General features: G+C 65.9%; 10 protein-coding genes. 6 read left to right on the top strand and 4 right to left on the bottom strand.

Features of this window, described 5'->3' with window-relative positions:
• The coding region (locus NS2_RS37015) for a hypothetical protein (protein ID WP_222594906.1) at positions 1–220 on the bottom strand (220 nt) is incomplete at its 3' end.
• A gap of 276 nt (positions 221–496) precedes the next feature.
• Here NS2_RS37015 and NS2_RS34595 point away from each other — a divergent pair.
• On the top strand, positions 497–1,408 hold the full coding sequence (locus NS2_RS34595) for a helix-turn-helix domain-containing protein (protein WP_143161253.1): 912 nt from the start codon (positions 497–499) through the stop codon (positions 1,406–1,408).
• Positions 1,405–1,596: a DUF397 domain-containing protein gene (locus NS2_RS34600; RefSeq protein ID WP_063865135.1), complete on the top strand. Its 192-nt coding sequence runs from the start codon at positions 1,405–1,407 to the stop codon at positions 1,594–1,596. Before NS2_RS34595 ends, NS2_RS34600 begins: the two co-directional genes overlap by 4 nt.
• Before the next feature lie 548 nt (positions 1,597–2,144).
• On the opposite strand, the gene NS2_RS34605 is transcribed toward NS2_RS34600, so the two are convergent.
• The 3 genes from NS2_RS34605 to acpM all read right to left on the bottom strand — a co-directional run bounded on the left by NS2_RS34605 (position 2,145) and on the right by acpM (position 3,736).
• On the bottom strand, positions 2,145–2,798 hold the full coding sequence (locus NS2_RS34605; RefSeq protein ID WP_033091572.1) for a Uma2 family endonuclease: 654 nt from the start codon (positions 2,796–2,798) through the stop codon (positions 2,145–2,147).
• 192 nt (positions 2,799–2,990) lie between these two features.
• A complete protein-coding gene (locus NS2_RS34610; protein WP_045440387.1) occupies positions 2,991–3,434 on the bottom strand; it encodes an SRPBCC family protein in 444 nt (147 codons plus the stop codon).
• Entirely contained in the window at positions 3,431–3,736 is a 306-nt protein-coding gene (acpM, locus tag NS2_RS34615) for a meromycolate extension acyl carrier protein AcpM (RefSeq protein WP_033091566.1), read from the bottom strand. Before acpM ends, NS2_RS34610 begins: the two co-directional genes overlap by 4 nt.
• Before the next feature lie 77 nt (positions 3,737–3,813).
• Between acpM and NS2_RS34620 the strand changes: the two genes are divergently transcribed.
• From NS2_RS34620 to NS2_RS34635, 4 genes are all read left to right on the top strand, one after another.
• Positions 3,814–4,761, top strand: coding sequence for a MerR family transcriptional regulator (locus NS2_RS34620; RefSeq protein ID WP_036552077.1), 948 nt, complete (start codon positions 3,814–3,816; stop codon positions 4,759–4,761).
• 108 nt (positions 4,762–4,869) lie between these two features.
• Positions 4,870–5,367: a pyridoxamine 5'-phosphate oxidase family protein gene (locus tag NS2_RS34625; protein ID WP_033091564.1), complete on the top strand. Its 498-nt coding sequence runs from the start codon at positions 4,870–4,872 to the stop codon at positions 5,365–5,367.
• Between the two features lie 35 nt (positions 5,368–5,402).
• Complete coding sequence (locus NS2_RS34630; protein WP_033091570.1) at positions 5,403–5,813, top strand: YciI family protein; 411 nt, start codon at positions 5,403–5,405, stop codon at positions 5,811–5,813.
• A gap of 12 nt (positions 5,814–5,825) precedes the next feature.
• Positions 5,826–6,963, top strand: a 1,138-nt coding sequence (locus NS2_RS34635; protein WP_036552072.1) for an RNA polymerase sigma factor, incomplete at its 3' end; no start/stop codon positions are given.

Consider the following 6,963-nt stretch of genomic DNA (forward strand, 5'->3'; position numbering starts at 1 on the left):
GGACACTAGGCTCCCTCCGCCGCTCCGGAAACCGAATAACCTTCGCCGACACAACTTTCTCCGCATCGGTCTTGATCACCTGCCCCGCCGCCATCTTCCGTTCACACATCGCGGTAACGCAATCATGATGCAAAACAAGCGATTCCATAGCCTCGGCAGTAGTCATCGCCGGTTCCCCATCCAACACATCGCAGCTCTCCAGCCGCTCATACAAATCCACGCCCCATTCACCGCCGATGCCTACCAGTTCGTTTCTGAAACCGACCGGAATTTCTAATATCCTCGACCAGGCAGGCGGCGATGGCGACCGCGCCGGCTGCACTCATGAGCGCCAAAGTCCATGCATCCCAAGACATTACGGCTCCTAGTCTCGCTGGGTGACGACTCTACGATATTGTCTGTGATACGGACATGGCGCTCTGTTCGTGGAATGGGATCGATGTGCAGAATGCACGTGTGCGCGACGAACATTCACCTTGATTGCGAGGCTAACGAAATGGTCGGATCCGCCAAGACATCTGTTTCTCGACTTGATTTCGGTAATTTCATGCAGCGACTCCGCAAGCGGGCCAACAAGAACACCACCGTCGCCGGGCTGCATCTGGGCGAGGTCTCCCGCTTCGTCATCGGGCGTCTGGAGGACGGAACACCGACGAAGCTCACCACGCCGCAGATCGAAAGCTTGCTCTGGTTCTATGCCGCCACGGACCGCGAGAGGGAGGAGGCCTTGGCGCTGTGGGCGGACATCAAGCGGCAGGAGAAGGTCGCGCGGGCGGAGGGTGGAGCGAAAGGGTTCTGGACCGAGTACACAGACCAGGTCGCACCCAACTTCCCGAAATTCCTGCGGCTCGAGGAGCTCGCCATCGGGATGGTCGCCTATCACCCGACGATCGTTCCCGGCCTGCTGCAAGGGCCGGACTACCGGCGTGAGATCGTCCGTATCGACGACCCGGGAATATCGGCCGTGAACGTCGAGCGCCGCCTCGAACTCACAGCACTGCGGCAGAACCGGTTGAACGAGAAGGATTTTCGGGTCCAGGTGCTGATGTCGGCAGCGGTTCTCCAGAATCGGGTCGGCGGCGTGGCCGTCATGTTGGCGCAACTGCGATGGATGGCCGACATCAGCGAGCGTGAGAACGTCAGCATCCGCATCGTCGATTTCGCTGTTCCGTCACACCGAGGGCTGACGATCCAACCCTTCACGCGTCTCGAATTCGCGCCTGGGATGAGCGGTCTCACGAAGACACCTGTCGTGTACGTCGAAGGTGCCTTCAGTATCGGCTACCACGAGCGAGTGGAGGTGGTCACGAAGTATGCGGAGGCCATCGCGTCCCTCGAAGCGGTAGCGTTGACAGAAGAAGACACCAGGGACCTGATGGTGCAATCGGCGAAGGAGTATGCGGCGTGACGAATCCGCCACGGGGTATTTGGTACAAGTCGAGCAGGTCCGATGGAGGCAATGCCTGCGTGGAGATCCGCCACGACCCGGATGCCACGCTGGTCCGCGACACGAAAGACGTTGGCAAGGGCCCGATCCTCGCCTTCCCTCCCAACGAGTGGACCGCCTTCATCAACAGCGGCATCTGGCAGCACTAACCCCCACAGCTCATCGAGTGGCACATTTGGGAGGGGATTTGTCCGAAACCTCCCTGATTGGTGTGCCACTCGATGATCTAGGGGTGGGGTTGGTGTGGCTGACGATAGCCTCGAATGCCCGTAAGCCCAGGCGCGGCGCGATAACGCGGGCGAGACAAGTGACGTGGCGGTCGTCTGCTTTCAGTCCGGCGCGGGCCACGTCGGTCCATTCGGGTCGATCGAGTAGTGACAGGTAGGTGTCGAGGACTCGCTCCTGTGGCCCGGACGGGGTTTGGGCCTGGGCGGGGGCGACGGAAAGCAGTGCCGCACCGGCCAGCAGGGCACCCCCGACACCGAAGCCGCTGCCCCCGAGTCTCGGCGAGGCATGATGGTAGGTATGAAATACCTTGTGCGCCTCGGCAACTGGTTAGGTGGTCTGATGGGCGACCGGAATACCGGACTGAGCAGCTACACCTCGGTCTCGCAACGTCGCCCGGACGGCACCACGGGCCCGATCATCGCCCCGCAGATCCGCCGCTGACGAGCGGGCCGCGGAATGGCCGACGCGTTCAGAATTCGAGTTCGGACCAGGGGATATGGATGGGGAACGGGTGGTCGAAGTCGATGCCGTCATGGACGTCGCTGAGCCATTCGCCCGCCATGAGGTAGTTGACGGGGCGGAGCGGGGCCACGCCGTCGGACAACCTGCCGTACTCCGTCTCGAGTGCGAAGGCTCGGACACTCGCGATGCGGCGTGGATTGCGCGCCAACGTGACCTCCCAGTACCACGGGATTCCGCCACTGGCGTACTTGGCTCGTTTCGCCTCGACATCCTGTTCGGGGTTCGACGGGGACAGCACCTCGCCCGCGATCAGGACATCGGACGCGTGAATGTTCTGATACTCGTGCTCGAGACAGTGGTACACGAGGAAGTCCGGAGTCACGAAGTCGGATTTGCTCGCGGCATCGAAGAAGACGTTGGTTTCGACCGACGTCCGCCAACAGCGGTCCGGCTCGCCAGACATGTCCTCACGGGCGCAGCGGCGCAAGGTGTTACGGAACTCAACGGAGTAATCCTGATGCTCGGCCGGGCCCTTGCGCACCCAGACGACGCGGCCTTTCCACAACTCGATCTCCCCGGCAATCTCGTCGGGCAGCTGTTCGAGCTCTTCCCAGGTCATGTATTCCGGCAGGTCAGGCCGCTCGACAGGCGGGATGGGCATATCGATCATCTTACCGGGCACATCGCCGGATTCGGCCCATCGCTCGCAGCTCACCAGGGTCCCCGTGGTTTCGTTGGATTTCTCTCCGGGGAGTTCGGACCCGAAGTATGCCGCAGATGGGAGTGGACCGCGGTGGCGGGTTCCGGCGGGAGCCCGGTACGGCGGTGCTGTGCCGGGTTGCACCGGGTCCGGTCAGTGGTGGATCACCTCGCCGAGTTGGGGGAGGAGGCGGCGTTTCCAGGTGCGTTCGAGGGCGTTGCGGGCCATCTTCTGGCGGCGGTTTTCGATGTCGAAACCTGTTTGGGTCAACAGGAGTCGGGTGCCGCGGCCTTGGGGGAGCAGCGTCCAGGCGACGATGCAGTGGGTGGGGAATTCGGGTCGGTGATACAGCCAGGTGTAGGTCAATCGTTCGGGTGGCCGGGCTTCCAGTACCTTGCAGCGGATTTCGCCGAGGGGTGTGTCCGGGACGGTGAACCGGAAGCGGGTTCCGGGTGCGGCGGCGAACCCGGTCGGGCGAAGTAGCCACTGCGCCAGGAGATCCGGCTCCGTCAGTGCGCGCCAGACGGTGTCGGGTGGCTGCGGGAAGAAGCTGCCCAGTTCGATCGCGGCGGGGTCCAGATGCGGATCGGAGATCAATTCGCTTGGCCTTCCTGGTGCTTCGCCTCCAATTCCGCTGCCAGCTCCGGCTTCTCGGCCTCCATCTGCTGGACGTAGGCGACCGCGTCGCCGACGGTGCGCAGGCTGGCCAGGTCCTCGTCGGGGACCTTCACGGTGTACTTGTCCTCCAGTTGAACGGCGATCTCCACCAGCGACAGCGAGTCGATGTCCAGGTCGGTGACGAAGGACTTGTCGATGGTCACCTCGGCGGCCTCGATGCCGGTCACCTCCTCGATGATCTCCGCGATGCCGGCGACGATCTCTTCCTGGGTGGTAGCCACTGGGGTCTCTCTTTCCTCGGTGTGATCACTTGTCGCAGTACGCTAAAAGCTCCAGTGGGGTGGAGGTTCAACAGGTTGTGACGGACGAAACACGCGGAAGCGCGCCGGTCAGTATCGGGGAATTGGCGCGCAGCACCGGGATTGCGGTGCGTACGATCCGGTTCTATTGCGATGAAGGCATTCTCGAATCCAGCCGCAGCCCGGGCGGGCATCGCATGTTCGACGTCGGCAGCGCCACCGAACGACTACAGCTGGTGCGACGATTGCGCACGCTCGGTCTCGGATGGGATTCGATCACCGAGGTGCTGCGCGGCGAGCGGTCGATCGGTGAGGCCGTCGCCGCCGAAAGCGCCCGCGTGGATAGCGAATTCAGGTCGCTGGCCTGGCGGCGGGCCGCACTGCGCGCCGTCGAGTCCGCCGGTCCGGCCCATCGGGCCGACCGCCTCGCCCTGCTGGCCGCCGCCGAGGACGGCACCGCGGCACACGATCGCCTGCTCCACTTCTGGCGGCGCATCCTCGCCCCGATCCACCGCCGCCACGTCCACATGTGGGTGTGCTGGAATGTCCCGCAGCCGCCCGCCGACCCGACCGTCGACCAGGTGGTGGCGTACGCGGAGCTGACCGCCCTCGCCGTCGATCCCGGTATGAACGCGGCGGTGCGACGCCAATACTGGCGGCACCACCCGGAATCGATCCGCGACCGCCGCGGCCTCTACCTCGACATGGGTCACCTCATGCGCGATGTCGTGCCCCTGGTGTCGCAGGGCGTGGCCCCGCACGTCGGCAGCGAACTCGATCGATTCGTCGCGGCCCACGCCGCCGCGCGCGGCGAGCGCGATTCCCCCGATTTCCGGGCCCGGCTCCTGATCGGCGCGACCGACGACGACCCCCGCATCCATCGCTACTGGACACTGACCGACCGCCTCCTCGGCGATCGCATCACCGTGGGCCGGGCCCATCATTGGCTCTACGACGCCCTGACCCATTCGACCGACCCGCGCGCACGCCGGCGATCGGGTTCATAGAATTCGGAAATTCGTGTGCCACCGATGTCGAGAACGCCGAGGCGGCTCCGTCCCAGGGGTACGAGCAGCCGAAACGGCCTCGCCGATACCGACGAAGGAGCGAACGACATGCAGCCGGACCAGATCACCGAGATCCTGAACCGCCCGATCAGCCGGGAACTGCTGGCGCGCGATCTGCTGCGCATGGCCTATGTCGCCAAGGACGGGACGCCCCGCAATGTCCCGGTCGGATTCGCCTGGAACGGGTCGCAGATCGTCGTGTGGACCGCGAAGAACGCCCCGAAACTGCCCTCGCTGCGGCGCAATCCGCAGGTCGCGTTGACCATCGACACCGAGGTGCACCCGCCGAAGATCCTGCTCATCCGCGGTCGCGCCGAGCTGGACGTGGTGGACGGCATCCCGGAGGAGTACCTCCAGATGAACGGCAGCTACCGGATGACCCCCGAGCAGCGCGTCGAGTGGGAGGCCGGGGTGCGCTCGCTCTACGACGGCATGGTCCGCATCGTCATCACCCCGACCTGGGTCGAACTCATCGACTTCGACACGACGCTCCCCAGCGCCGTGGAGGAACTCGTTCGGCGGCAGGCCGAGCGTCAGCGCGCTTGAAGCAATCCGGCCCGGACCGAACCCAGGAGTACCTCATGCCGAAATACCTGCTGCTCAAGCACTACCGAGGCGCACCGGCCTCGGTGAACGACGTGCCGATGGACCGGTGGACGCCCGACGAACTGACCGCCCACATCCAGTACATGCGCGACTTCGCCGCCCGGCTCGAGACCACCGGCGAATTCGTGGACGAACGCGCGCTCGCGCCCAAGGGCACCTTCGTCCGCTCCGACGGCCCGGGCCGCCCGCCCATCACCGACGGGCCGTTCGCGGAGACCAAGGACCTGATCGCCGGATGGATGATCATCGACGTCGAATCCTACGAGCGCGCCGTCGAACTGGCCGGTGAGCTGTCCGAGGCCCCCGGCGCGGGCGGCGAACCGATCCGCGAATGGCTCGAACTGCGACCGTTCCTCAGCGAAATGCCCACGGTGACAGGTGAATGACGTGGTGACCGAGTGAACGACGCGCTGCTGCGCGAACTCGTGCCCGCGGTGACCGGCGTCCTCGTCCGCCGCGGAGCGGACTTCGCCGCGGCCGAGGACGCCGTGCAGGAGGCCCTGATCGGAGCCCTGCGAACCTGGCCCGACGACCCGCCGCGCGACCCCAGGGGCTGGCTCGTCGCCGCCGCCTGGCGCAAATTCCTCGACGCCACCCGCGCCGAGACCTCCCGGCGCGGAAGGGAACTCGCCGTGGAATCCGAGCCCGAGGCGGGGCCGGTCCCCGGCACGGACGACACGCTGTGGCTCTACTTCCTGTGCGCGCACCCCACTTTGGCTCCCGGATCGGCCGTCGCCCTGACCCTGCGCGCCGTCGGTGGCCTGACGACCAAACAGATAGCCACGGCCTATTTCGTCCCCGAAGCGACCATGGCGCAACGCATCAGCCGCGCCAAACGTGCGATCGCCGGCCTGCCCCTCGATCGTCCCGGCGACCTCACCACCGTGCTGCACGTGCTCTACCTGGTCTTCAACGAGGGCTACGGCGGAGACATCGATCTGGTGGCCGAGGCCATCCGCCTCACCCGCCAGCTCGCCGCCGCCACCGACGACCCCGAGGTGGCGGGCCTGCTCGCCCTGATGCTGCTGCACCACGCCCGCCGCGCCTCCCGCACCGGCCCGGACGGCCGCCTGATCCCCCTCGCCGAGCAGGACCGATCCCATTGGGACACAAAACTCATCGCCGAGGGCATCGCGATCCTGCAAGCCGCCCTGGCCCGCGACCGGCTGGGCGAATACCAGGCCCAGGCCGCCATCGCGGCCCTGCATGCCGATGCCCCCACCACCGCCGAAACCGATTGGGTCCAAATCGTCGAGTGGTACGACGAACTCCTGCTCCTCACCCCGAGCCCGGTGGTGCGCCTGAACCGCGCGGTAGCACTCGGCGAGGCCGACGGCCCCCGCTCGGGCCTGGCTGCCCTGGCGGACCTGGACCCGAACCTCCCGCGCCACACCGCCGCCCGCGCCTACCTCCACGAACGCGCCGGTGACCTCGAACAGGCCGCCACTCTCTACAGTGAAGCCGCCCGCGCCGCCACCAGCGTCCCCGAACGCGACCACCTCACCCGCGAAGTGGCCCGCATCCGCCGATTGTCAA

The sequence above is a fragment of the Nocardia seriolae NBRC 15557 genome (genome assembly GCF_007990715.1).
Taxonomy (GTDB): domain Bacteria; phylum Actinomycetota; class Actinomycetes; order Mycobacteriales; family Mycobacteriaceae; genus Nocardia; species Nocardia seriolae.